We start from the raw sequence: 23,873 nt of genomic DNA on the forward strand, positions 1-23,873 counted from the left end.
GGTGCCATACGCGTTTCCACCCAACCGGGGGCAATGGAATACAAATAGATGTTTTCATGCGAAATACCCCGCGCCCAGGATTTGGTCATCGCGAGTAAAGCGCCTTTGGAGGCGGCATACGCGGCATTCTCCGGACCGTCGCCACGATGCCCGGCGCGACTGGCGATGTTCACGATGTTGCCCCCGCCCTGTTGACGGTAATGATGAATCGCCGCCCGACAAATATCGGCTGGGGCCTGCACATTCACCGCCATGATGGTTTCCCAACCGGAATCCCATTCATCAGACTTGTCCATACTCAAGGGCGAAGACAGGAACACCCCGGCATTATTCACCACGCCGTCAATTTTTCCATTGACCGCTAAGGCCTTGTCGAATAATCGTTGCCCGGCTCCCGCTTGGCTTAAGTCTTCGTAAATAAAATCGCTGTTGGTGTTTTCACTTTCGCGACTGGCGTGCGGAATGACCTTGGCACCGGCGTCGGTACACACTTTGGCGGCGGCAGCACCAATACCCCGTGAAGCGCCGGTGATGAGGATGGTTTTGTTTTTCAGGGAGAGCATGACGAGTCCGGTTTGAATTTATGTATCAACAGTTCTTATTATAAGTAAAATACGCGCATGAAAAGCCCTAACCGCGCAACCGTCAGCAAACTCACCGACTTGCCCAACGTTGGCAAAGCCACCGCAGGTGATCTGCACGTGCTCGGTATTACGCATCCCAAACAACTCATCGGACAAAACCCGTATGTAATGCACGCCAGATTGTGCGAATTGACTCAAATCAAACACGACGTTTGCATGATCGATGTGTTTATCTCGATCGTCCACTTCATGGAAGGTGGCAAAGCTCTGCCCTGGTGGCACTTTACCGGAGAGCGGAAAAAGGCACTTTCGCACACTGATGAAGGGGCACCGGCAGCTTAAATTCCTACAGTGGCAATTAAACTGTTTTTCGCTTATTCAAGACCACTTCAGTTCCAGATCTTTTTTATTCAATGCACAATCACGTAAATACAGGTTGATCAGACTTTGGTAAGCAATGCCTTTTTCTTCGGCCAGCTGTTTGAAATAACCGATAGTGTCTACATCCAAACGAATCGTAATTTGTTTTTTCAAACGTTTGGCGTAAGGATTTTTTATGGATTTTGAAAAATCGTAATTTTCACGCATGGTGATTATCCTCATAGTGTTTACGTTCAAATCTATTGTCTTTTCTTGCCGAAATAATACGAATGGTATTTTTATTCCGCTCACAAAAACAAACCACGATTAAACGAAATAATTCGCTTATACCAAGAAGCACAAAACGCTCTTCCCCAATCGAGTGATCAGGATCCCTGACCACCTGACCCAACTCATCAAAAAAAACCGTACGTGCCTCCTCAAATGAAACTCCATGCTTTCGCATATTGACCAAATTCTTTGTTGCGTCCCACTCAAAAGTAAATTCATCCATGAATTTCTCCTTTAACAAATTGTAACTACATTGTAGTTTTTATACAATACATAAAATATTTCTGAAATTCCTCTTGAAATATTCTCTAAATGTTCTCATACTGTGTAGAACGTTTGGAGAATATTTTATGAATGAGCCGCACCTGACCAAAACCGCCCGCAAAATCCTGGCCTATGTTACGCAACATATTGAAAATCAACAGGAAAGTCCTACAGTCGCCGAGATTGCCCAAGGCTGCGATATGCAATCCACCGGTACCGTACACCGTTATTTATCGCAATTGATCGAGGCCGGGGCGCTGGTTCGCAGCGGCAAAGGCTGGCGAAACCTGGCTTTGCCCCACGACGAAGTACCGGAAGACGACAATCCCTATGCCATGCCTTTCCTCGGCAAAGTCGCCGCCGGTCTGCCCATCGAGGCCATTTCGCAACACGAGACCATCGATTTTTCCGAGTATTTGTTCGGACCCAAGCGTTTTGCCTTGTACGTGGATGGCGAATCCATGATCGAGCTCGGCATCATGCCCGGCGACACCGCCATTCTGGAACATGCCAACACCGCCGACAACGGCGACATTGTGTGTGCCCTGGTTGATCACGAAGAGGCCACCTTAAAAACCTTTTATCGCAAAGGCGGCGGCATGGTGGAATTGCATCCGGCCAACAGCGAGATGCAAGTGCAAACCTACTCCGGCGACCGCGTGCAGATACAAGGCATTTTGAAAGCCTCGTTCCGAAGTTACCAGGCCCCGCGCTGGCTGAAGTAAGCGCTGGTTAACGTAAAGATTAAATGATTTGATAAAAAATTCGCTCGCACATTAAACCTTAAAGAAGAATTATCATGGCCAATCCATTACAACAACGTCGTTCCGACCGCCCTTCGCATCAAAACGCCAACAACCGTTGGGACCGCATGATCGCACTGGTCGACATGAATGCATTTTTTGCTTCCATCGAACAACTGGATTTTCCGGAGTTACGCGGGCGCCCGGTTGGGGTCACCAATGGCAAGCTCGGCACGTGTGTGATCACCTGCAGTTACGAAGCACGCATGCAAGGCATTAAAACCGGCATGCGGGTTAAAGACGCTTTAAAACTTGCCCCCGACTTTGTGCAACGTCCGGCGCGTCCGCAACGCTATGCGGCGATCTCGGCAAAAATTATGGCGGCCCTAAAGAACATCACCCCCGACATCGAAATTTTTTCGGTAGACGAAGCCTTTCTGGATCTCACGCATTGCCAGCGTTTGTACCAATCGCCCAGGGAACTGGCCAAACTGATCAAGCGTACTGTATTTGAAGTCTCGGGTCTGTTGTGTTCGGTGGGTGTGAGCGGTGACAAGACCACCGCCAAGTTTGCCGCCAAACTGCAAAAGCCCAATGGCGCGACCATCATTAAACCGGAAGACGCGGCCAAGGCCCTGGCCGATGCACCGGTCACAGCGATTTGCGGAATTGCACGCGGTATCGAACGGCATTTAAACGCCCGCAACATTTTTACTTGCGGCGACATGGCCAAACTGCCGATCAGTGAAATGAGCAGTCGCTGGGGCAACATCGGACGCCGCATGTGGCTGGCTTGTCAGGGTCAGGACCCGGACGAACTGGTGCAAGAGATCCCCGAACCCAAAAGCATCGGACACGGTAAGGTCGTACCACCAAACACCACCGACGAAACCACGCTGCAGATCTTTTTAATTCATATGTGCCACAAGGTTGGTACGCGCTTAAGACGCCACCAGTTACGCGCCCAGAATTTCACTATCAGCATGCGCACCGCCGACGGCTGGATCAAAGAACACTACTTCACCGAGCCCACCCAGAATGGAAAAACCCTGCTCAATTTGTGCAAAGCCTTTTTGGCCTGCCGCTGGAACGGCGAAGGCATCTGGCAAGTACAGGTCACGGCTCTGGATCCGGAGCCGATCACCGGGCAAACCGACATGTTCCTGGATACCACGTGTGAAAAAAAACTGGATGCCAAGACCGATGAGGTCATGGACAAGATCAACAACCGCTATGGCGAATTCAGTCTGTGTCCGGCTCCGCTACTCAATCGCTCGAGTATGCCTAATGTTATCTCGCCCGCCTGGAAACCTTTCGGGCACCGCGAGACCATCCAGACTGCAAGGGCTTTGGCGTCGGCTTAAAAGATATTTAGCGCGTTCACGGACCCGAACGTGTTGACACCTTGTAACGTATATAGTTACAATTAAACGGACTTAGTGAAATGATACAAAGCTTCAGGGACACCTGGTTGCAAGATTTCTATGTGGACGGGAAACGGCATCGCCGTATCCCGAAAACCCTTGAATCAACTCTGGCGTGGAAACTCGGCGAAAACTCGATGTGATCGCTGCTGCCGAATCCGTCTCTGATCTTATTTCGCCACCGTCGAACCGTTTTGAACATCTGCGTGGAAAGCTTTCTGACAAGTGTTCAATTCGCATTAATCGGCAATATCGCCTCATCTTTAAATGGAATGAAGCGAATGGCAAAGCACATAATATTTACTTGGATTCTCACGTATATCGCTAGTATCCAGAGGAATGAAAATGAACGTATACACATCAAAAAGAAAACCGACAACGGTTGGTGAGATTCTGGAGCAGGAATTCTTGCTGGAACTTGAGATCACTCAAGGCAAGCTTGCGCAGGATATTAAAGTGAGTCGTCGCACAATCAATGAACTGGTTAATAATCGCCGTAGCCTAAGTGCTGATATGGCGTTGCGTTTATCGAAATATTTCGGCAATAGCGCCGAATTCTGGATCAACCTGCAAAAGATGACCGATTTGTGGGAAGCCTTTCATGGCAAGAAGGCCAAAGAAATAAAATCCATCAAGCCGCTGCGCCTGAATGCCGCTTAATGCGTACATCGCAAAGAAATCCGGAAAACAATCATGTGCGGTGGAGTGCTTTATCAAATTGACGGTAAAGAGGTCAGAACCTTTTTCCCCAACCCGCGCGCACGTCTTCCGATCCTGAAACGCGACGGCAGTGTCGAACCCATCGCCTGGGGTCGCCGCCGCCAACAAAGTGGACGCTTGCCACTCGGTGGCTGGGCCCGACACGAATCGGTGCTGGCCGGCACCTGGGACAAATACAACCCCCGTCCGGTCAAAATACAGGTACTCGCGTTTATGGAAAAAGATCACATGAACAAGAGCCACTGGTTTGATGTCACCAACGGACTGTACATACAGGGCTTACTGGTTCGCGACCAGCACATCCTGCGGGTTTATGTAGTGACCATCGAACCCAACTTTGAAGACGCCGTGCACGAACGCTGGCCGCGGCTGATCTAGGTGTAGAGAGTTTTCAGGTTCGCAAGATTTAAAATGGTGGGATAGATGTCTAGGAAAATGGTGGCGATTCACTACTCAATTAATGAATTTAATTCCCTTCATATAATTTAGCATTTAAGCTTAACTTCCATTTCTGACCTGCATACTTCCGGTATCAAATTTTTCCCAACCCTCACCATTAAAAACATCCACGCCCAGTTGTTTGAGAACATATGGAAAATCCACATTCACCCAGTTATCTACGATCTTGCCATCAACAACTTTCCAGAAATCCATATAGCGAATTTCCACGCGTTTGTTAGTTGGTGCAATACCCATAAACTCACCAGAATGTAGGGCTTCCTGACGACCAAACGCAGCACACCACTCGCCTTGGGTGATACGGGCTTCGTCAATACAGACTTTATCGGAGAATGCTGCCTGAAAAGGTTTTTGCCAGTTATCCTGAAATTCTTTTAAACCCTGTTTATAACCACAACCGGTGTTACCCATCCAGCGAAAGTCTTGGGTAAAAAAACGATCCATATTTTCAATATCATGATCATTTAACCCATCGACCATGGCATCTATGGTTTTTATTGTTTCTTCAGTTTTTCCGAGGTCATTATTTTTCGTTAATACCGCTTGTTCTGGTCGTGAGCCTTTCATAAAAATTCCACAAGTTGATATATTAGAGTTTGAATTGGAGAGACAAAGAAATAGTTTTTCAGGGAGACAGTTCACCAGTTTTGGCTTTATTGAATTCACGCATACGCCCCAGTACATCCACGCCCAATTGATGATAAACATGCAATAGATCGATCAACACCCAGTTTTCTCTTATCAGGCTTTTCTCAACTCGCCAAAAATCCAGACTTCGCATTGAGATCTTTTTGTCTGACGGCGCAATCCCTAACCAGCCATCGCCTGACACCGTCATATACATCCCAGGCCAAGCTGTAAAGGCAACGTAATCCCCATCGGCAAACAAGTTGCCCTTTCCGGCATCACCTACTCGATCAGGCAAGGCGTTTAAAAACGGGATTTGATGCCAGTTACGAAATCCGGCAATTCCGCGGGCAGTACCTATTCCGGACGGACCATACCAACTACATTTTGGATGCCAATAATCGGGCAAGCCCATAGCATCCACACCACCTGTTGCATGATTACCCAAAGCATCACACATGTCATGCACAATTCGTTGGCTTTCTGCAGAGCGAGCTTCGTCGCGTGGTCCCGACATAAGGCCATCCTGAGTGGCCGGCCCGGGTACGTGCCACTCTCGCCCTAAACTTGGACTCATTGGCCAGGCATTTGCTTGCATCATTAACTCTGGGATATCCCAAAGCGCTTGCATTTCGACAATGCGATTATTTTCAATACGATAAAATTCATGAAAGCGCATTGAGACTTGATGACCAGTATGCGGGATGTCAAGCCACGGGCTTGAGAATGTACCGGTAAAATATCCACAACAACCAACCCAGTCACTACCATTTGTTGCCGGGCCTGACATCACAATTGTATCGCGACGTTCCAGATCCGGGATAGCCTGATGCAAAGGCTTTAAGGCTTTAGTAAAAAACTCGTCCACACCTCGCAGTGTTTCAAATGGAAAAGACAAATTAATCACAGCCTCGGGAATAAAGAGCTCTCTCAAAAACTTATAAACATTATCAAGATCAAAATTGTATTGTGACTTTCTGAGTGTCTGGACAAGCGCCCTGTTAGTTTCAGTATTCATTGGTTGTTTTCGTTTTTTTCTGCACTTTGCATTCGCAGTCATTATAATATGAAAACCAATTTAAATGAGCACTTAGGACATCCAATGACAAAAAGAATATTAACTACCCATGTCGGCTCTTTGCCCCGCTCACAAGATGTGGTTGACTTCATTTTTGCTAAAGAAAATCAACAAACATTTGACCAGGCCGAATATGATCAGACCATGTCAAAACATGTCGGCACGGTGGTTGCCAAACAAATGGATGCCGGAATTGATATTGTTTCAGATGGTGAAACTTCAAAGATCTCGTATGCAACTTATGTGAAAGACCGTTACACCGGATTTTCAGGTGACAGTCCGCGCAATGCTCCAAATGATCTGAAAATGTTTCCCGATTTTTTAGACCGACTGGCCAAGTCTGGTGGCACTCCACAATATGCAAGACCCATGTGCACTTCGGAAATCAAGCCAAAAGACTGTAAAGATCTCGACAATGACATCAATAACTTAATCACAGCGATTAAAAATCAAAACGCAAGACAGGGCTTTATGAATGCTGCTTCACCTGGAGTAATTTCCCTGTTTTTACAAAACGACTTCTATTCAAGCCGTGAAAAATATCTGGAAGTACTTGGCGAGGTTATGCAAGCCGAGTATGAGGCAATTGTTAGCGCAGGACTACACTTGCAACTGGATTGTCCGGATCTTGCATTATCACGCCATATGCTATTCACCGACATAAGCGACGATGAGTTTATACAAATTGCCAGCCAACACGTTGATGTTCTGAATCATGCCATTCGCAATATTGATCCGTCGAAAGTGCGTGTGCACATTTGCTGGGGAAATTATGAAGGGCCGCATGTGTGCGACATCCCGATGAAAAAAATGTTTGATACCTTGATGAAAGTAGATGCGCATCAAATATTATTTGAAACCTCAAACCCTCGTCACGCGCACGAATGGACTGTATTTCAAGAACGCAAGAAAGACATCCCTGATACCAAAATCCTGGTTCCCGGCGTGATCGACAGCACCACTAACTTTGTTGAACATCCGGAACTGGTAGCTCAGCGCATACGAAAATTTACAAATATCGTCGGAATGGAACGGGTCATAGCCGGTTCTGATTGTGGCTTTGGTACTTTTGCAGGCTTTGGGGCAATTGCTCCGGATATTGCCTACGCAAAATTAAAAAGTCTCTCAGAAGGTGCAGCTTTGGTGAGTTGACTTAGTATTGGGCTTGATATTTTTTAAAAAATGCCAGATCTCTTTCGAAAGCCAATTTCAAGTTTTCGTCTTTGAAAAGGTGATTCGCTGAATCATAAGTATAAAGCTCATACTCCTTGTTCAGTTGATGCAATTTGGCCACCAGGCTTTCAGACCAAATATAGGGAACTGCAGTCTCGTTACGTGCGTGGTGAATAATGACCGGTGTGGATAATTCGTTTATATGTTCGATCGGGTCAACATCGGCATACTTTACAGGCATAGGAAGTGATGTATATATTTCCTCAATCTTGTCAAGATAACTTTGCATTACATCCACATCAACTTTGTCATTTTCCTGATCATAGTATTTGCCATAATAAAGTGCTTGTTGATAAGTACTCGAAACCATAGGAGCCCATAAGCTGGCAGCATTAATTTGATCATTCGCCAACAATACTTTCAGTCCAACATCCCCTCCCATTGAGTGCCCCATAAAAAATATATTATCCATATCTGCATCAGGCAACGAATTTAAACCTGATATCAAACTCAGAACATCACGCGCATAGAAACTGGACGCTAAAAAACTCTTTTTGGTGAAATCGAACCCTTCAGACGCATTGTGACCGCGATAATCTGGCGTTACTACCAGATAGCCGTTGCGCGCAAAGGTCTCTGGAATACCGCGATAATAATCACCAGGCCGCCAGTCTTTCCCGGTACTGCTACTTACGCCATATTCTTTCGGGGTCGGGTGAAAACCATGACCGAATATTAATACTGGATATCCTTTTTCTGGCGCTACAGTAACGGGTTTATTTATCAAAGCAAAAACTTTTAACCCATCTGATGAATAACTCACTAAAGACGATTTGTAGCTATCCGTTGTTAATAACTCTTTTTCTAATTTAAACTCAGCGTTAAATGTTTCATTTTGTAAAGCCTCAATACTAACTTTTTCTACCAAGCCAGATTCAGGACTAGTTGAAACGCAAGCGAATGTAAAAAATAAGATTAACAAAAAAAATATTTTTTCCATAAAAACCCTTTTCGATCAACAGGATAAAAAAAGCCTCCGCATGGGAGGCTTTAATTGTACTACTTAAACATCTAACTCAAAATTAGAATTTATATTTATAACTCAGTCCCCACAACCGTGGATCAGAAAAGTTCGCTTGAATTGATGAGGTAGGAACTGCCGATTGACCGACGTTAAATACAATTGCACGGGTCATTACAGCTTCGTCTTCAAGATTCATAACGAATGCTTCCAGAGCATGTTTATCACTCGGGCTAGACCACATTAGACGAATATCTGATTTAGTGAATGCATCTTGCTCTGAACCAGGCACATTTGCATCAAAGCCCCAGTATTCTCCAGTATAAGAAGTTTGCAGCATCGGCGTTAAAGTACCTCGGTTACCCATGTCAATGTCATAACCTAATTGTAAAGACATTGAAAACTCGGGGTTTAGCGCAGGCGTCCAGCCTTTAAATGAAAGGTCGGGTGCTTCAACAAACGCTGCAGTTACATCTTGTCTGCCTTCAATATTACCCAAACCATCTTGTCTTCTTACGTTGTATGTACCAAATTCCGAGCTCTGGAACGCAACTGTGCCATCAGCAAAGAATGGAGAGTCTGGTCTGTAGCTGAATTCAACTTCCAGACCTGAGGCTTCAACTTCACCACCATTTTCTACAAACTCGGAAGCAATACAAGTTGTCAGATCGTTTGGATCTACACAGGCAGTTACAAATGATTGAGCGTGCATGTCTGTGTAATCGTTGTAGTAAAGTGACGTATTAAGCTTTAACTGATTATCCATTAAGATTGTTTTATATCCTAATTCAAACGCTGTCACACTTTCCGGATCGTAGATCTCCGGAGCACCTGCAGCAACAACCCCGCTACCGTTAATACCACCTACACGGTAACCTGTGGAGACTGTACCATACAGCATACTGTCTTCATTACGATCATACTCGAAACCCGCTTTATAAGTGGTTTTAGTCCATTTGTTATCGCTACTTGCGCCTTGACGGGTTCTTGTATCTTCATTCCAGCGTAATCCGGCAATAATACGTGTGCGGTCACTGATCGAATAACTTCCTTCTCCAAACACCGCAAGTGCATCGGCGTCGAAGGTATCTCGGTTGGAACCATAAGGAACATAAGCGCCATTGCTTAAGAAACCAAAGCCCCAATCATTTTCTGAAGTAAATGAATAAATGCCAGCTACCCAGTCATGCATACCTTCGCCATTTGATGCGAGTTGGACTTCAAGTGATGTTGTATCTTCATCTTGATCATAGCCACCAAATCCATTGTTCAGGTTATCCGAACCCTGAAAACTGCCATCACTGTAATCAGTATCGTAGTATTGCAGGTTTTTGAAATTACTCTGTGCTCCTATAAATTTCAAAGTCGCCCAATCCATGTCATAGTCAAATTGTAAATTGATTGCAGAAGACTCTGAATTCAAAGCTGATGGTGTATTTCTAGAAATTGAGTAAGGTCCCGCATCCTGTTGTGTAGCTACAATTCCTGGTCTCGCCGGCGCGTTGGGATCATTAGGATCAATTGGCAGATTGCTTGGACTATTATTTGTTCCTGGCTGATAACAATGTTGATTCACAAAAGTTGCTACAGCTGCATTACCTGAAGCCGTAGTAGCGTCACCATCGTTACGATAACAACCAATTTGTCTATAACCCCAAATTGCCGAACCATTGGACTCATCATCAGACCCGGAAATACGCAAGGTCGCAGATAACTTATCGGTCGCATCCCATTTTGCAGTGACTCTCCACAACTGGGAGTCCTTGTCATGCAGGTCATCTTCTGTGCCAGGAGAGAAAGTATTTTCAATATAACCATCATGCGTATCGGTTAAAGCGGCAACTCTGACAGCAAAGGTATCCGAAACAGGAAGATTTACCACACCTTCTATGCGAGTTTCACTGTAATCACCGTATTGGAATTTAATGTGTCCTTCAACTTCATCGGTATTAGGCTCGTTGTTATGAATGTTAATCGCACCAGCAAATGTATTACGACCATATAGGGTACCCTGTGGTCCACGCAATACTTCAACTCGATTTACATCCAGGTAGCTCGATAAAGCTGAAGAAGTCGTATTTTGGTAAATTCCGTCTTCAAACACACCAACAACCTGTTCAAAGCCAGGACCAACCGAGTTCGTACGTGAGCCCCGTATTGCAAAACGAGCTTCACCGCCAGAGTAACCAACTTGTAAACCCGGCACGATCAGACCCAGACGTTTCGGGTCGACGATCCCGCCCATTTCGAGGGCTTCAGTATTAACAGCCGTCACAGCTGTGGAAATATCTTGCACACTTTCTGCACGTTTAGTTGCCGTCACAATAACTTCTTCAAGCTCGCCGGCATAAACGCTAGTAAATGTGACTCCTGCCATTGCACTGATAACAGTGGCTTTAACTAGAGACTTTTTTATCGAAATTAGTTTCATTTTAGCTCCCAAAGAATAGATTTAATGCATGTTATTACGAAATATCTAAGCGCTATTTGTACTCCGTATGCAATTTATAGTCAAATTTAATCTGCTCCGATAATAAACAAAATATTTATCTTATTGTTTTTATTATATTTTAATGACTTTACAATAGGATTTTCCAACAACTTCGACATCAATTTATTGCTAATTAGCGTAATAAATCCACCATATAATTTAACCAATTGACAGAAAAACGCCTCTTTTATCTCTATTTTTGTGAAATTCTGTCACAACTTGATGAAAAATTAATTGCAATTTGCATTCGAAGTACATTAAGATATGTAGGCTAATTAAGCCACCGCCATTCATAAAAAACGGGACCACATGCGAGCCAAACAAACTACGCTCTATTCAATAAATGATCTTATCTTGCGTTTTGATGAATTAATACCATGCAAGACTGCTTTCATAGACGCGCGTACACCGGGGAGCGACAAAAAAGAAAATTTTTGTTTGATTGGTGGCGGTGTGGCCGAGAACCCAGGACAAGTAGTACATATAAATATCCCTCATGGATTTGATATTGGCGGAGCACGTCAGCCACACGGTTGTAAAAACTCACACCACAGTCACGACACCGAAGAAGTTTTTTTTGTGCATAAAGGCGAGTGGAAATTTACTTGGGGTCATGACGGCTCTGATGGCGAGGTTATTTTAAAAGCTGGCGACACCATTTCCATTCCTACCCAGGTCTTTCGTGGTTTTGAGAATGTTGGCCCGGACGATAGTTTTTTATTCTCGGTGCTTGGACAAAGCGATGATGGTACCGCTGGAAATGTAATTTGGGCGCCATATGTATTTAAAGCAGCTGCCGGTCATGGGTTGGTCTTACTGGAAGATGGTCGTCTAATTGATACCGCTGCCGGTGATAAAATTCCTGCTGACGGCTTGATTGCAACGCCCACATCCGACGATGATCTTGAACAATTCGCCACGTTAACAAAAAAGGATTTTCTTAACTGTGTGCTATTTGAGAATGAACTTCAAGGCATGCCCGAAAGCAATCTGGGCAATAACAAAGTCAGTGAATATGCAGTCATCGGAGTTGACAACGCCAATGAAAATATTGGTGCCGGTAAAATGGGTTGGCCGCACAACTTTCAGGTACGACGACTTCAGATCCAACCCGGTGGCAAAATACCAAGTCACACACGAAGCGAAGAAGAAGTAGTATTTGTACATTCGGGAACACTTACTGTAAGTACCCCGGAAACAGCATTCAAACTAAATCCCGGCGACCTGTTTTCTGCCCCCATCGGGATGTCACGTAGCTATTCTAACGATACTGAAAAATTAGCCGATATAATTGTTGTGCGTCGTGGCAATAACCCTGATGCGGCTGAATTTAGTTAATACTCACAGAACCAAAGCTCATAAGAACGATCACAAATCTATGCCGAATATCAACTCATCAGAACTACAAGGTTTTGATCCAGAATTTAATGATTTTATCGATTATATTTTAAAGATCACCTATTGGATCTGGGAAGGCAAGCAACCGGAGCTATGTGAAGCATACTATTCGAAAGACTGCCCTGTATACATGCTGTCAGGTATGGCTGTCGGTGCCGATGAAGTGATCGAGAACACCAATAAAACACAGGCTGCGTTTCCGGATCGAACCCTGGATGCCGATGCGGTGATCTGTAGCGGTAACGCCGAAGACGGTTTTCACAGCTCGCATTTGATCAACACCAAAATGACCCATCTTGGTGATAATGAACTTGGTAAGGCGACAGGCAATCATGCTGAATTCAAGGTGATTGCCCATTGCGTGGCAAAGAATAATAAAATTTTCAAAGAGTGGTTGGTTAGAGATAATTATTCTTTTGTTGAACAACTGGGTTTTGATCCCAAGATAATTGCACAACAACTAGCACGCATCGAACCACAAGCGCGTTTTTCAGAATGGATGCAAAGTGAGTTTGAGCGAATTGCCGCAACTGACAATAAGGATGCCGCCAATTCACAGCCCTATCCTGACGATGCCATTGGTAATGAAGAAAAATTCATTACTGCTATTTTGCAAAAGATTTGGAATCATGGCGCGCTCAATGAAGTAGAACTGGCTTATTCTGAAAGTGCTCAATTTCATGGTTCGGCAAATCGAGAGCTGATCGGACCCGAAAACATTAAGAACTTTTATCAAGCATTTATTGATACATTTTCCGAGACTCGCTGTCGTGTAGATCATGTCTCTAAACAGGCCTACAGAGTACGCCCTGAAGACACACAAGAAGGTGTGCATGTTGCTGCCCGCTGGACATTCAGTGCAAATCATACTGGTGATAAATTATATGGCGAGCCTACTAATGCTCCCATTTTGGTAATGGGCATAAGTCACTATCATATTGTTGATGGAAAAATTATTGAAGAATGGGCGGTATTTGATGAGCTAGCCATCCTGACCCAAATCTATCGCGCCCGCTTTCAGTCGCAAGCTTAACTTAATCAGAATGGAAAAAGACAACGCAAAATTTCCATACACCATTTACGATGCCCATCACCATCTCTGGAATCTCTCTAGTGTTGAATATCCCTGGTTAAATGCAAAAGGCGTGAAACGCTTTTTTGGTGATCCGGCCCCTATCCAGAAAAATTATTTGGCCAAGGATTTTCAATCCGACATTAATGCCCTGCCGGTTAAAAAAAGTGTGCATATTCAGGTAGGTGCAGATGACCCATTAGCTGAGACAGCCTGGTTGCAAAACTGTTCTGATGAACACGGGTTTCCTCATGCAATTGTGGCGTATTGTGACCTGGAGAACAAAGACCGAAATGCAAGCCTTGATCAACTACAGGAACACAGTGCTTTAAAAGGCATTCGACAGATTATAGGACGTCACCCGGAAGAAGACGCGCAACATGGAACCAGTTCATTATTGTCGAATACTGAGTGGCATAAGGGACTGAAAGAATTAGCCATGCGTAACTTGAGTTTTGACTTACAAATAATTCCAGATCAAATGAAAAAAATGTATCAAATTCTGAAAAACCTGGAACATCTACAAGTTGTAATTTGTCATGCCGGTTCCCCCTGGTATCGTGATTCGCAAGGCTGGAAAATTTGGCAGCAGGGTCTGCTACAGCTCGCAAAACTACCTAATGTTCACTGCAAACTGTCTGGACTTGGCATGTTTGATCGTGAATGGAGCGTAGAAAGCCTGCGACCAGTCTTCGATACTGTGCTTGAGACGTTTGGCACTGAACGGGTGATGTTCGGCTCCAATTTTCCGGTCGATAAACTCTATGGGCCATACGATAAGCTGTGGTGGAGTTATCTTGAACTTTGTCAGGGGCTAAGTGATATTGAAAAAATTAACCTGTTTCAACATAACTGTAAAAATTTCTATAAGCTAGAAGACTAAAACCAAAAAATAACCGTCGTCAATAACATGCAAAACTTACAAGACAGCAAAAAACTCATGCTCGATTTTCAGCAGGATATGCAAAACGCCTCGGCAGAAACTGTTGGCGATGTCCTTGCAAAGTATGTAAGTGATGACTATGAGTTCTTTGGTGTGCACCCCTTTAATCGCTTGCAAGGAGCTGAAGCCGTCGCTGCTAAGTTATGGAAGCCTTTGTATGAAGCATGGGAACCATTGCAACGACGACAAGATATTTTTATTGCAGGCATTAATACAGTTACCACAGAAGAACTGAGTCGCATGGACGGCGAGATCACGCCCGATCAGGAAGGTGATGTATGGGTGATGAGTATGGGGCACTTTTTGGGTTTACGCGATAAACCCTGGTTAGGTATTCCAGCAACTAGAAAAATGGGTTTTTTACGCTATGCAGAATTCAATTGTGTACGTAATGGCAAGATTGTAAGAACCGGTTTTTTCTGCGACATTATTGATGTGATGACCCAAGCAGGCATCAATCCCCTGCCATTACAGACTGGAGCCTCATTTATGTATCCTGGGCCGCGTACGCATGATGGTTTGTTATTTGACGCACAGGACCCGCAAGAGGCCGTCAATACTGTAAATCTGCTCAATCGCATGATCGCCGATCTCACTGAACAAAACGACAATCCCGATGGACGCTGTCCGCCTGAAGTGCTGGAACGCACCTGGCACAAGGACATGATCTGGTACGGCCCTGAAGGAATTGGTGCAAGTTACACCATTCCACGATATCAGGAACAACATCAGTATCCTTTTAGGGAAAATTTAAAAGATAAGGTGTTTAATGGCCATGTCAGTCGCTTTGCCGAAGGCAACTACGCCTGCTTTTTTGGCTGGCCGAACCTGAGTAACACACCCACAGGTGGCTTAATGGGTTTACCGGCCAGTGATGTGAAAGCCGATATGCGCGTTGTGGATGTTTATCGGCGTGATGGCGATAAGTTGGCTGAGAATTGGGTGTTGATTGATATTCCTTATTGGCTATTGCAACAGGGATTGGATATTCTCAATCGTACAGAATCAATAACCCTTATTCAGAGCTAAGTCAATCGCAAATTGCTGTTTACCCCAAAGTCCCAAACCAAGCCAAAAACGCAATAATAATCACAAAGAATACTGGCAGGCTCCACACTACCGGCTCAACTTTACCTGGCACCACATACCAGCCGTCCTGTTTCTCCGCTCTACCCTCTGCTTTAAATAACAACTTCTGACCTGGCACACTTTGTGGATGCCAGTCTTTTTGAAATCCGTCTAAAACAACACTCGCAATCCATGCAACCGCGATATTGATCGCGCCGCCTATTACCGCAAACCATGGCCAGGCAATTGTTGGTCTATCTACACCGATTGCATTCCAAACCGGGTCAACAATAGGCTTAAATACATCAAGTGGCACAAAGAACATTAACCCAATAAAACCCGCTGCCACTCCAATCAGCAAGCCTCGTTCGGTAGTATGTTTAGAGAAAAAGCCCATACCGAACATAGCCAGTTTCGCACCGACGAAATATGAGGCAGCTTTGGAAAGCACCTCCAATATTGAACCTTTACTGTCGGCGAACGCGATCGCGATAGGAATAATCATCAAGCCCCACAACACAGTGAGTACGCGAGAAGAGCTTAAATAATGTTTTTCGTCGGCATCTTTATTAAAATATTTTTGATAAAAATCCAACACCGAAACAGTAGACAATGAATTTAATGCTGATGACAAACTTGACATTGACGCCGATAAAATTGCAGCGCCGATAATGCCAAGCAATCCCGGTATCGCTAGATAATTCGCAAAGGTCAGGATAATTTCATTCGGTTGATCAAAGGCTTCGCCTTTGTAAAAAACAAACAGCAAAGCGCCGATAAAGAAAAACATAAAATATAAAAAGAACGCCACAAAACCCATGACCATATAGGATTTCTTCGCTTCACCAATATTCTTCGCTGCCAAGGCACGTTGTACCATGAACTGGTTGGTGCCATAAACCGTGATGTGATACAAAGTCATAGCGATCACGCCGGCCCAGATCGTGGGTGGAATAGATATATCCCAATCCATATTGATCGGATTCAACTTGCCATGCGTATCCAGAAATGAAAGTGCTTCGGTAAATGGCCCAACCTGACTCAACAATGCCAGTAAGACGATCACCGCACCTACAACCAGTATGATACCCTGCAAAACATCGGTCCAGATAACAGCGTTCATCCCACCCATCATGGTGTACGCCACAACAATCGCCGTCATCATGACGATCGCGGTTTTGGTATCAATGCCCGTCACAAAGGTGATTACAATGGCTGTAGCCGTCATGATCGAGGCCGCACCAATAGTCATTGAGATCATGAAGAGAATGGACATTACACTACGTGACGCCGGCCCAAAGCGTTTTTCCAAATACTCATAAATTGAAGCCACGCCACTGTTGTAAAAAAATGGTATAAAGAAAACCACACAAACAAAAATAACCAGCGCGTAATTCACATGAATGGCTAGAGCGGCCATACCATCCCCGTAAGCCCAGGCGGGTCCTCCTAGAAACGACAAAGCACTCACATAAGTCGCCATGACTGATATACCGATCGCCCACCAGGGTGCAGAACGGTCACCCAGGTAATAATCGTCCGATGTATGTACCCTGCGACTCATATACCAACCCAGAGTCAGGTTCGCGATCAAGTATACGATCACGATAGACCAGTTCAACGCACCAAAATTTGCCATAAGACTTTCCCGAATTTATTCGTTATTTATTTTTTAATTCTGAGTTTATTTATGTGTTGTGTGAAATGTATGTTAAAAATGCTTGTTTGCATCTGCAAACAAAGCAGCAGCACCCTTTTTAATAAAACCATGATCGGATTGTAATAAAAACAGAGACACACCTCGCTCCACCCAAAAAGGAATATCGTCATTATTCGACACAAAGATTCCTAAACGTCGATTTGCAGCGACGGCGACTTTACAAACCTGTTCTGCTGCCGCGATCACCTGTGGTTCTTTAGGACCAGCAGCACTATAAGCAATACTCAAATCCATCATACCGATAAACAAGCAGTCAATGCCATCAACGGCAGCAATCGCTTCAATATTATCAACTCCGCCAAGGTCTTCGATCTGGGCAATGACACAGGACTCGTTACGACTGATCTCCAAGTTCTCCTGAATGCTGTTTTTGCCATATCTCGCCGCACGTGTAGACCCCGCATAGCCGCGACCTTTTCCATACCGGGCGGCTTTCACACAAGCCTGAGCCTTCTCCATGCTATCAACATGTGGAACCACCACGCCAGTGGCACCACAGTCCAGAGCATTTAAAATATGCTCGGGACTTGAAGAAGCTACACGAACCAGAGAAGTTTTATGGCTGCTTCGTAATGCCAATAAACAGGCATCAATGTCTTTTCGATCAAACGGTGCATGTTCTGCGTCCAGACATATGGCATCCAGCTCAGTTTGCCCCAAAACCTCGCACACCATCATGCTAGGCGTTTTGACAAAACTTCCGATCAAGAGCTCATTACTTAAAAGTCGCTGACGAAAATTGTTCGGTTTGTTATTGATAGTCATATTTTTACTTTATTCTCTGTAACCAGAATTGTAAGGAGCGATTCACCATATCGGGTTTTTCCAGGGTACTCAAGTGCCCACAATCCGGAAGGATCTCCAAATGTGATTCTTGAATCAATTCAGCCATTTTTTGATGGATCTTTGGTTTGCATAAAACGTCCTCTTCGCCACAAAGTATCAAGGTTGGTACATCCACTCTTTGTAAAGATTCCGTACTATCGATCCGATGCAAAAGAGCTTCCCATTGCTTGTTGAACACCTCAATCCCGGCATCATTTGCCATGTCTATTACTGTCCTTTTAATATCCGCAGCATATGCACAGTTTTTTGCCAGGTACTTTGGAAAATAATAGTCCTCAACCAGGCTTATTAAGCCAGTCATTCCATCCCGGTTTACAAGATCCATTTGTTGTTGACGAATATTCTGTTTTTCGCTTGGCTCACTGCCAAAACTGGTATTGAGTAAGGCAAGACGGTCAACTCGCTCTGGTGCCTGACGCATCACTTCCATGGCAATAATTCCACCCATGGATAAACCTGCCAGTGCAAATGCTCCCTTTATTGTGCCTAAAACATCACTGGCCAGATAAGAGATTGAATTGGACTGAGTCACGTCAGCCACATAGACCGGCCGCTGTTTAGAAAAATGGTTTATCTGTGGTGCAAATAATCTTTGATCACACAAGCTTCCGGGAACTAAAACCAATGGTAATAAAGATGGCTTGTCGTTTTGTTCGCTCACTTCGTGCGATTATTCGAGTAGTGCACTGGCGCCAAGTTTGATCTGGCCGGCAAAAAGCCTTTTTTCAGCAGGTATTTCCGGATCTTCAATGCGTTCAATCAACATATTCACCGCTGCTTCCACCATGCGTTGCACCGGTTGCACAACGGTAGTGAGATCGTAACTGATCCAGCTGGCTGCATTCACACCATCAAATCCAACCACGGCGATTTGTTGCGGTATGCGGATATCATATTCATTACGCAACACATCAATACAACCTATTGCCATGCTGTCATTGGCACACACGAACGCATCCGGTTGAAAGGTATCCGAATCCATAATGTCGCGAACCAGTTCAACGGCCGTGTCATAACTGTAATCACCTTCGACTTTTATGTAACTAACATCATGTTTGTCCAATTGATTGATCGCACCGCGAGTGCGAGCAGTACTTACCGCTGAATCTTTTGGGCCACTCATAACGACTACCGAACGTCTGCCATTTTTTATGAGACCGTCTACCAATAAACGTTCGCCTTCCTGGTGGTCACAACACACCGATGAGATCGTGCTTTCAGGATACAAGCGGTTATAAAAAACCAGAGGTATACCGCGATCTTCACAAGCAGCGATCTGTTCATGAGTAAATTGGGCAGCAGCAATAATGCCATCGAGTTGATACTGCCAGATCTGGTCAAGCACCTTATCCACATCACTTTGCCGACTTAAAGTAAACAACAGGATACGAACATTTTTATTTTCAAATTGATGACTTAAGTGTGAAAGCACTTCAGGATAGGTCAGGTTGGTCAGGTCACTGATAATAACCCCGACGATGTTAGAGCGCCGGGTGATCAGGCCACGCGCTATGGCATTGGGTTGATATCCCAGTTTTTTAGCTGCCTTTTCAACTTTGGCCCGGGTTTTTGCCGACACACTAGCCCCGGGTTTAAAACATCGCGAGACTGCCGACTGCGACACACCGGCCAAATGCGCTACATCGTAAGACGTCGCCCGTTTACCGGATTTAACAACTGGAGTCTTTAATCTAGTGATTTTGGCTTTTTTATTTTTAGGCGGTTTTTTTGAATTTTTTTCCATAGCGCTCTACCCGGATATCTGCTTGTGCCTTGTGTCCCATAAAGCCTTCCAATTCACATAAACGCGAACAGTATTCACCAACATGCAAAGAGGCTTCTTCAGTCACTTTTTGATAAGTACAGGTCTTTATAAATTTACCGACCCATAAACCGCCAGTATAACGCGCTGCTTTCATGGTCGGAAGCGTATGGTTGGTGCCAATGACTTTATCACCGTAAGAGACATTGGTCTCGCGACCCAGAAACAAAGCACCATAGTTAGTCATGTTATCCAGGAAATAGTCCGGGTCTTTTGTCATTACTTGAACATGTTCATAAGCTAACTCGTCTGCCACTTCCAGCATCTCTTCGTAAGTGTCACATACGATAACCTGTCCGTAATCGGCCCAGGATTTGCCGGCGGTATCTGCGGTAGGAAGGGTTTTTAATTGCACTTCAACCTGCTCCATGGTGTCTTTTGCCAATTGCTCGGAATTGGTTAAAAGTACTGCAGGAGAATTAATTCCATGTTCGGCCTGCCCTAAAAGATCGGTTGCACACAATTCACCGTCAACGGTGTCGTCAGCGATTATCAGTGTTTCGGTTGGGCCGGCAAACAGGTCGATACCAACACGACCATACAATTGACGCTTGGCTTCAGCTACAAAAGCATTACCCGGACCAACCAGCATGTCGACTGGTTTAATGGTTTCGGTACCCAAGGCCATGGAACCGACCGCTTGCACTCCACCTAAACAATAAATTTCATTGGCACCAGCCATGTCCATGGCGACTACAATGGCCGGATGCGGCTCGCCTTTAAATGGCGGCGCACAGGCAATAATGCGTTTAACACCAGCTACTTTGGCCGTTGCTACACTCATGTGAGCGGACGCTACCATCGGGAATTTGCCACCAGGTACATAACAACCCACACTGTTCACCGGAATATTCTTATGTCCCAGGATCACCCCCGGTAAAGTCTCTACTTCAATATCCTGGAGTGCATCTTTCTGGTGTTGTGCAAAGTTCTTGACCTGCGCCTGGGCGAACTTGATGTCATCTTTGGTTTGCTCATCCAGTCGATCGTAGCAGGCATCAATTTCTTCACGCGTCAATCGAAAGGTCGGCTTATCCCAGCCATCAAACTTTGCAGCATATTCTTGCACGGCTGTATCGCCACGATTTTCAATATCCGCTAACATGGTTTCAACGATCTGCTGTGTTTTGGCATTATCGCTTGCTGCTTGCTCTTGACTGATTCCGGTTTTAAGTTTTTTGATCATGATGACCTCAAATGGAAGATAATACGAATGTAATAAATAATCCTAGATTATTTTGACTTCGAATGCAATAAGTAACTCCCTGTTATTTTTAGTATAAAATAGCAATTACTAAACAATTATCCATCAAATATTTGAATTTACTATGAATCCGAAGTCATCCAAGCCAATTTTCAACCCACACTTGCTCGAAGATCAGGTTGCACTGGTCACAGGCGCCGGCAAAGGCATAGGGCGCGAATGCGCGAAACAACTGGCTTTATGTGGAGCAAATGTATATGCCGTTGCTCGTACCCAAGAAGATCTCGACACTCTCCATGCTGAAACCGGAGAAAATTTGACCGGCGTTCAAATGGATGCGACCAGTCGGGACTTTCTGGATTTTCTGGCAGAAAATCCAGAGATCACAATTCTAGTCAACAATCTGGGTACCAATGTTCCTCAACTCATTCACGAAGTAGATGACGAATCCCTGGATCACATGCTGAATATGAATGTGCGGTCCACAGTAACCATCACCCGTGCCGTTGTGCAAAACATGCTGAAACAGAACTTAACCGGCAGTATTGTTAATATCAGTTCGCAAATGGGACACATCGGTTCTCCCAAACGCAGTATCTATTGTTTAACCAAACACGCTATTGAAGGATTTACCAAAGCACTGGGTGTTGAGCTCGCGCCACACAACATTCGGGTTAATTCAGTCGCCCCGACTTTCATTGAAACTCCACTGGTTAAACCAATGCTGGAAAATAAGGAATTCTACGATTTTGTAATGAGCATGATCCCGATGCAAAAGATCGGACAACCGCATGATGTTGCCAATGCTGTCGTTTACCTAGTCTCAGAAGCAGCCAATATGATCACCGGTACCAGTTTGAAAGTTGATGGCGGGTGGACGGCTAGGTGAATTAACTAACACTAATTATGGAATATATCTATTGAAGCTGACTGACCTTTGTAGAATTCAACTCTAATAAAGAGGCGGGTTTATATAGGACAGGATCAAATAAATTGAATGTCAGTGTTATGGAAGTTGACTAGTTCAACAGTTCTATGACAGAAACATGTGAAATGCCGCCTCTGAGTGAGTGAGAAAAAACAATGCCTAATTCATGCAGAAATCTATCTACAAAAACACACCCGCAGCACACACAGAAGATCTAAGACGGTAGAACAATATAAGCCATACACTCTAAAACAGGATGTATGGGGTATAAAGTAATGGTGGGCCCGGTAGGACTCGAACCTACGACCAAGGGATTATGAGCAGTTAAAATCTTTAGCCTAATTACTAACAAGCCTCTTTCAACAAAGAGGCTTGTTAGTGTTGGTTGATGCTGATACTTAATTATTACTTAAAGGCTCAGAATTTCGCCTGCAGCATTACCCATAGCTTACTCACATCAGAGCCTCCATCGTCATCTGCACTGAAGTCCGCATATTTTAGGAGGACATTGTAGTTTTTAGCGATCTTGGTACCAATCGAAAAATCCAGTTCGTTGCCAAAATCCAGACCATTAACATCTGAGGTGAAATCATGATACTTCGCGTTCCACTTGAAACGTCCTGCTTGACCACTGATACCGACAAATACATCTTCTAAACCGGTATTCGGCGTACCCAGGAATTTATCCGCCCATCCGTTGAATGCATGTAAAGTCGCGAGCGGTGTTCTAAATGCGGCAACTCCATCATCACTACCCAATACTTCATAACCGACATAAAATTTCACAGGCTTAAACTTATAAGCAGCATCCAGACGTAAGTAATCTGCAGTGTAATCCAAAGGACTGTCGGCAGCATCCGATTGGCTTGCATACTCAAGACCATAAGAAAAATTTGGATTTCCAAACAATTTTTTGCCCGCCCATTTCACACCTAAGGTACTGGTTGAAAAGGCTAATTGATCTTCATTGTCAATTCCATAAAAGTAACCGGTCAATTGGCCTGCTGAAAACTTCTTACCAACATTTAATAAATGCGTATTTGATTTACTACCACCGGCCGCTACATCTTCACCAAAAATACGGTTAACATTGGTGATGTATGCATACTTCATACCAACACCGGAAACTTTGGTATCCACGGAAAGACCGTCATAGGTCTGTTCATTCTGTCTCCAACCGACCCCGCCGACAAAACGTTGATTATCGAGTAGAATCCGTTGTCGTCCGACCTTGATGGTGGTGTCACTAAAGCCAGAATATGCCAGATAAGCTTGATTCACTTCAGAGCCATCCGGATCAGCAACCACCGGATAGATGGCACGATACGCGCCACTGGTACCCATGCCGCTGTTGTATTGTTCCCCACCTAATGCGACGACTGTGTCATATTCAGTAAATAGCGACCAGTTCTTATAAGAATCTGTCTTGAAACTCAAGCGCCCCTTTAAGGTTGAGGCCAATGCCTCTTCGTCGAACCCTTCGAGTTCAACAGTTTCCAGGCGATAGCGTAGTAAGGTATTGGCTTTACCGTTTTTAAAGGCTTCTGCCACAGAACTACTCTCTGCGAATATTACTTGAGTTGGTAGCAGGCTAAGACTGACCAGACTGCTTGTCACGATAGCTTTTAATTTCATGA

At 44.7% G+C, this 23,873-nt stretch carries 25 protein-coding genes and 1 pseudogene; 13 read left to right on the forward strand and 13 right to left on the reverse strand.

Annotated elements, in window-relative coordinates; all coding sequences use genetic code 11:
• Positions 1-563: SDR family oxidoreductase (locus HKN88_04185; GenBank protein ID NNC97252.1), on the reverse strand; the 563-nt coding region annotated here is incomplete at its 3' end.
• A 57-nt stretch (positions 564-620) separates the two neighbouring features.
• Between HKN88_04185 and HKN88_04190 the strand changes: the two genes are divergently transcribed.
• Positions 621-926: a mitomycin resistance protein gene (locus tag HKN88_04190; protein ID NNC97253.1), complete on the forward strand. Its 306-nt coding sequence runs from the start codon at positions 621-623 to the stop codon at positions 924-926.
• 36 nt (positions 927-962) lie between these two features.
• Here HKN88_04190 and HKN88_04195 read toward each other — a convergent pair whose 3' ends face one another.
• The gene (locus HKN88_04195) at positions 963-1,172 is read right to left on the reverse strand and encodes an antitoxin (protein ID NNC97254.1); all 210 of its coding nucleotides are present in this window, start codon (positions 1,170-1,172) and stop codon (positions 963-965) included.
• Positions 1,165-1,458: a BrnT family toxin gene (locus tag HKN88_04200; GenBank protein ID NNC97255.1), complete on the reverse strand. Its 294-nt coding sequence runs from the start codon at positions 1,456-1,458 to the stop codon at positions 1,165-1,167. The genes HKN88_04195 and HKN88_04200 overlap by 8 nt, the downstream gene beginning before the upstream one ends.
• A gap of 127 nt (positions 1,459-1,585) precedes the next feature.
• Here HKN88_04200 and lexA point away from each other — a divergent pair, with 127 nt between their 5' ends.
• The 6 genes and pseudogenes from lexA to HKN88_04230 all read left to right on the forward strand — a co-directional run bounded on the left by lexA (position 1,586) and on the right by HKN88_04230 (position 4,629).
• The gene (gene lexA / locus HKN88_04205) at positions 1,586-2,224 is read left to right on the forward strand and encodes a repressor LexA (GenBank protein ID NNC97256.1); all 639 of its coding nucleotides are present in this window, start codon (positions 1,586-1,588) and stop codon (positions 2,222-2,224) included.
• A gap of 146 nt (positions 2,225-2,370) precedes the next feature.
• Entirely contained in the window at positions 2,371-3,606 is a 1,236-nt protein-coding gene (locus HKN88_04210) for a DNA polymerase IV (protein NNC97257.1), read from the forward strand.
• An 80-nt stretch (positions 3,607-3,686) separates the two neighbouring features.
• Positions 3,687-3,809: a hypothetical protein gene (locus HKN88_04215; protein ID NNC97258.1), complete on the forward strand. Its 123-nt coding sequence runs from the start codon at positions 3,687-3,689 to the stop codon at positions 3,807-3,809.
• The gene (locus tag HKN88_04220; GenBank protein ID NNC97259.1) at positions 3,770-3,994 is read left to right on the forward strand and encodes a hypothetical protein; all 225 of its coding nucleotides are present in this window, start codon (positions 3,770-3,772) and stop codon (positions 3,992-3,994) included. Before HKN88_04215 ends, HKN88_04220 begins: the two co-directional genes overlap by 40 nt.
• Positions 3,995-4,005: 11 nt before the next feature.
• Positions 4,006-4,326 carry a HigA family addiction module antidote protein gene (locus HKN88_04225; GenBank protein NNC97260.1) on the forward strand — a complete coding sequence of 107 codons (321 nt, stop codon included), beginning with the start codon at positions 4,006-4,008 and terminating at the stop codon, positions 4,324-4,326.
• 33 nt (positions 4,327-4,359) lie between these two features.
• Positions 4,360-4,629, forward strand: a pseudogene (locus HKN88_04230) (hypothetical protein).
• Between the two features lie 255 nt (positions 4,630-4,884).
• Here the strand turns inward: HKN88_04230 and HKN88_04235 are convergent.
• Positions 4,885-5,412, reverse strand: a complete 528-nt coding sequence (locus tag HKN88_04235; GenBank protein ID NNC97261.1) for a SnoaL-like domain-containing protein — start codon at positions 5,410-5,412, stop codon at positions 4,885-4,887.
• A gap of 58 nt (positions 5,413-5,470) precedes the next feature.
• Positions 5,471-6,490, reverse strand: coding sequence for a SnoaL-like domain-containing protein (locus HKN88_04240; protein NNC97262.1), 1,020 nt, complete (start codon positions 6,488-6,490; stop codon positions 5,471-5,473).
• Between the two features lie 84 nt (positions 6,491-6,574).
• Here HKN88_04240 and HKN88_04245 point away from each other — a divergent pair, with 84 nt between their 5' ends.
• Positions 6,575-7,702 (forward strand): cobalamin-independent methionine synthase II family protein, encoded by a 1,128-nt coding sequence (locus HKN88_04245; protein NNC97263.1) that lies wholly within the window; start codon positions 6,575-6,577, stop codon positions 7,700-7,702.
• A gap of 1 nt (position 7,703) precedes the next feature.
• Here the strand turns inward: HKN88_04245 and HKN88_04250 are convergent, their stop codons facing one another.
• Both HKN88_04250 and HKN88_04255 read right to left on the reverse strand, forming a co-directional pair.
• Positions 7,704-8,723, reverse strand: a complete 1,020-nt coding sequence (locus HKN88_04250; protein NNC97264.1) for a prolyl oligopeptidase family serine peptidase — start codon at positions 8,721-8,723, stop codon at positions 7,704-7,706.
• Between the two features lie 82 nt (positions 8,724-8,805).
• Positions 8,806-11,175 carry a TonB-dependent receptor gene (locus HKN88_04255; protein NNC97265.1) on the reverse strand — a complete coding sequence of 790 codons (2,370 nt, stop codon included), beginning with the start codon at positions 11,173-11,175 and terminating at the stop codon, positions 8,806-8,808.
• Between the two features lie 414 nt (positions 11,176-11,589).
• Here HKN88_04255 and HKN88_04260 point away from each other — a divergent pair, with 414 nt between their 5' ends.
• Genes HKN88_04260 through HKN88_04275 form a run of 4 tightly spaced genes read left to right on the forward strand, consistent with a single transcriptional unit; the run spans position 11,590 to position 15,677 of the window.
• On the forward strand, positions 11,590-12,573 hold the full coding sequence (locus tag HKN88_04260) for a cupin domain-containing protein (protein ID NNC97266.1): 984 nt from the start codon (positions 11,590-11,592) through the stop codon (positions 12,571-12,573).
• Positions 12,574-12,613: 40 nt separating this feature from the next.
• Positions 12,614-13,666: a SnoaL-like domain-containing protein gene (locus HKN88_04265; GenBank protein ID NNC97267.1), complete on the forward strand. Its 1,053-nt coding sequence runs from the start codon at positions 12,614-12,616 to the stop codon at positions 13,664-13,666.
• Positions 13,667-13,676: 10 nt separating this feature from the next.
• Positions 13,677-14,588, forward strand: coding sequence for an amidohydrolase family protein (locus tag HKN88_04270; protein NNC97268.1), 912 nt, complete (start codon positions 13,677-13,679; stop codon positions 14,586-14,588).
• Between the two features lie 27 nt (positions 14,589-14,615).
• Positions 14,616-15,677 carry a nuclear transport factor 2 family protein gene (locus HKN88_04275; protein NNC97269.1) on the forward strand — a complete coding sequence of 354 codons (1,062 nt, stop codon included), beginning with the start codon at positions 14,616-14,618 and terminating at the stop codon, positions 15,675-15,677.
• A 19-nt stretch (positions 15,678-15,696) separates the two neighbouring features.
• On the opposite strand, the gene HKN88_04280 is transcribed toward HKN88_04275, so the two are convergent.
• The 5 genes from HKN88_04280 to hisD form a co-directional block, all read right to left on the reverse strand.
• Positions 15,697-17,355, reverse strand: coding sequence for a sodium/solute symporter (locus HKN88_04280; GenBank protein ID NNC97270.1), 1,659 nt, complete (start codon positions 17,353-17,355; stop codon positions 15,697-15,699).
• 72 nt (positions 17,356-17,427) lie between these two features.
• Positions 17,428-18,201, reverse strand: a complete 774-nt coding sequence (locus tag HKN88_04285) for an aldolase (GenBank protein NNC97271.1) — start codon at positions 18,199-18,201, stop codon at positions 17,428-17,430.
• 4 nt (positions 18,202-18,205) lie between these two features.
• On the reverse strand, positions 18,206-18,943 hold the full coding sequence (locus HKN88_04290) for an alpha/beta fold hydrolase (GenBank protein NNC97272.1): 738 nt from the start codon (positions 18,941-18,943) through the stop codon (positions 18,206-18,208).
• 9 nt (positions 18,944-18,952) lie between these two features.
• A complete protein-coding gene (locus HKN88_04295; GenBank protein ID NNC97273.1) occupies positions 18,953-20,026 on the reverse strand; it encodes a LacI family DNA-binding transcriptional regulator in 1,074 nt (357 codons plus the stop codon).
• On the reverse strand, positions 19,998-21,290 hold the full coding sequence (gene hisD / locus HKN88_04300; protein NNC97274.1) for a histidinol dehydrogenase: 1,293 nt from the start codon (positions 21,288-21,290) through the stop codon (positions 19,998-20,000). The genes HKN88_04295 and hisD overlap by 29 nt, the downstream gene beginning before the upstream one ends.
• Before the next feature lie 142 nt (positions 21,291-21,432).
• On the opposite strand from hisD, the gene HKN88_04305 reads away from it, so the two are divergent.
• Positions 21,433-22,197 carry an SDR family oxidoreductase gene (locus HKN88_04305; GenBank protein ID NNC97275.1) on the forward strand — a complete coding sequence of 255 codons (765 nt, stop codon included), beginning with the start codon at positions 21,433-21,435 and terminating at the stop codon, positions 22,195-22,197.
• 456 nt (positions 22,198-22,653) lie between these two features.
• Here HKN88_04305 and HKN88_04310 read toward each other — a convergent pair whose 3' ends face one another.
• Positions 22,654-23,787, reverse strand: a complete 1,134-nt coding sequence (locus tag HKN88_04310) for an alginate export family protein (GenBank protein ID NNC97276.1) — start codon at positions 23,785-23,787, stop codon at positions 22,654-22,656.
• Positions 23,788-23,873: the final 86 nt, after the last annotated feature.

It is taken from the genome of Gammaproteobacteria bacterium, from assembly GCA_013001575.1.
Taxonomy (GTDB): Bacteria; Pseudomonadota; Gammaproteobacteria; order Steroidobacterales; family JABDMI01; genus JABDMI01.